This is a genomic window from Mycobacterium angelicum (assembly GCF_002086155.1).
GTDB lineage: Bacteria > Actinomycetota > Actinomycetes > Mycobacteriales > Mycobacteriaceae > Mycobacterium > Mycobacterium angelicum.
The window spans coordinates 1-1,967 of record NZ_MVHE01000173.1; the positions used below are offsets into that span (position 1 = coordinate 1).

Genomic DNA, 1,967 nt, shown 5'->3' on the forward strand with positions numbered 1-1,967 from the left:
CCAGCCCGGCCAGATCGTCGGGGCGCCGGCTGGTGGCCAGCTGGGCCAGCTGGGTCTCGGCGGCCGCGCGGGTACCCAGATCGATCGCGGCGGGCAGCGCGCGCAGAAAGTCGCGGATCACCTTGACATGCCCGTCGCCGATCAGCCCGTCGCGCTGGGCTTCGGCGGTCGCGGTCAACTGTGGCGGCAGCGGCTCACCCGTCAACGCCCGGCGCTCACCCAGATCCGCTGCTTCGGCGATCCGGCGGCCGGCCTCGGCCCTGGTAATCCGCAACCGGTCGGCCAGCGCCACCCGCAACGTGCCGCCGAGTTCCTCCTCGCAGGATTGCTCGCCGATCTGATTGATCAAGGTATGCCCGGGCACCGGCAGCCGGCGCGCCACCCGCTCCAGACGCTGCAGCGCCCGCAGCAACTCCGGTGTGGTCAGCGTGTCAAAGGTCAAGCCGCACACGAGATCCAGGCCATGGTCGAGGACATCGAAGGCCTCGACGATCTCCTCACGCGTACTCGAACCCATGCCCCGAATACTATGAGCGACCACCGACAAAAACGCCCACGGTGAAACCACTGAAACCGAAGTGGCGCAAGTTATTTGGGAGCGAACATCCGCTAGTGATGGCTGTGGTCGTGGTGCTCGTGCCCGGACTCCGGCGCGCCACCCATCATGCGCAGCATGGGCATTCCGCCTGAGGTGAAGAACCGGGCCACCAACGCCGCGGCAACCACCAGGAATGCGATGTTGAGCCAGGTGGTGTAGTTCCAGGAAATCCCCGCGGACATCACCATGGCGTTGCGCTCCCGCGGAATGAGATGCGTTGCGCCGAAAAGAAGTTCGATGAGATACCCGGCGGCGACCATCGAGACATAGAACGTGCCCAGCAGTGTCAGCATCATCCTGGTGCCGTAGTACTTGCGGTAGATGTTCAGGATCGGCAGGATCAGCAGGTCGGCGAAGATGAACGCGATGACCCCGCCGAAACTGATGCCACCGTTCCACAACACCGCCGCCAGGGGCACATTGCCGATCGAGCAGACGAACGACACGATCGCCACAATCGGCCCGACAATCGGTCCCCATAGCGCCGACAGCGCCGGATGATTCGCCAAAAAGAAGCTTTGCCAAAATGTTTCGGGCACCCACGCCGCGATTGCGCCGGCGATCAGCAGGCCCAGGACAAGGTCGCGCAGGATCGCCAGCCACTCCATCACGAACACGTGCGAAACCGAGGTGAAGCCGCGCGGGGAGAACAGCCGCCGCCAGAACGAACCATCCCCCTGGATGGACATGTCCATGGCGGCGTGGCCCTCCATGGACCCGGCGATGCCGCGTTCGGCCTGCTCCCGAGCGGCCTCAAGCAGCCGGGTGCGCACGAACAACCGGAACAAGATCGCCAGCACGATGATCATCAGCGGACCGCCGACGAACTCCGCCGCGGTGAACTGCCAGCCCATCAGCAGGGCCAAGATGATGCCCAGCTCCACCACCAAATTGGTGGAACCGATCTCGAACGCCATGGCCGCGGTGAAGTTGGCGCCCTTGCGAAACAGCGATCGGGCCAGAGCCACCGCGGCGTACGAGCACGAGGACGACGCCGCCCCCAGCCCGGCCGCCACCGCCAGGGTGCGGGGCTTGTCGTCGCCCATCAGGCTGACGATCGTCGACCGGCGCACCACCGCCTGCACCACCGCTGACAGCGCGAATCCCAGGATTAAGGCCCACAGAATCTCCCAGGTCATCGACCCGGCCAGCGCGAAAGCGTGCCCGAGCGCTCCCAACACTTTGCTTGTCACTCGGACCTCCGTTCGATCGACGGCATCATCATATACCCCGCGGGGGTATATGCCTACCTGCCGGCGTCAGTCATAAACAATAATCCGGCTAGCCCGATGCTCCGGGAAGTCCGGGATCGCCCGTTGCGCCGGTCGTGCCTACGTTGCCGGCTGATCCCGGGTTCCCGTCGAAGTTG

Annotated in this window: 2 protein-coding genes; both read right to left on the reverse strand. The window is 65.1% G+C overall.

Annotated features, from left to right (window positions below; genetic code table 11):
• On the reverse strand, nt 1–517 hold a 517-nt coding region (locus BST12_RS28770), incomplete at its 3' end, for a DUF222 domain-containing protein (RefSeq protein ID WP_139802045.1).
• A 92-nt stretch (nt 518–609) separates the two neighbouring features.
• Nucleotides 610–1,842 carry a permease gene (locus tag BST12_RS28775; RefSeq protein WP_281254848.1) on the reverse strand — a complete coding sequence of 411 codons (1,233 nt, stop codon included), beginning with the start codon at nt 1,840–1,842 and terminating at the stop codon, nt 610–612.
• Nucleotides 1,843–1,967: the final 125 nt, after the last annotated feature.